Origin of the sequence: Bradyrhizobium sp. PRIMUS42, from assembly GCF_023006515.1 — a bacterium.
Lineage (GTDB): Bacteria > Pseudomonadota > Alphaproteobacteria > Rhizobiales > Xanthobacteraceae > Bradyrhizobium.
On sequence record NZ_JALBGZ010001654.1, the window covers coordinates 1 to 311 of the forward strand.

1 protein-coding gene is annotated in these 311 nt (G+C 67.2%); it reads left to right on the top strand.

Annotated elements, in window-relative coordinates; genetic code table 11:
* Nucleotides 1-311 (top strand): DUF1522 domain-containing protein (locus tag MOV75_RS43005; RefSeq protein WP_246933143.1); only part of this gene is annotated, 311 nt, incomplete at both ends.

Below are 311 nucleotides of genomic sequence, written 5' to 3' on the forward strand. Positions count from 1 at the left end.
CTCGGGTTCTGCTCCGGCATCGACTGGTGTTGCGTCCGGCTCGGGCGTCAGCGGCAACCTCGTCACCGACGGCAACGGCAACTCCACGGTCTATCTCGGGACCGCGGGCACTCCGGCTGCGACCGTCAGCGATCTGTTGACCGCGGTCGATCTGGCCAGCGGCGTCAAGACGGCATCCATCACTGCCGGTGCTGCGACGCTCGCCACCAGCTTCAACCAGACCGCTTCGAGCGTTGGCGGCGGTGCCGTCACGCTGAAGAGCTCGACGGGTGCGGATCTGAGCGTCACCGGCAAGGCCGACCTGCTCAAGT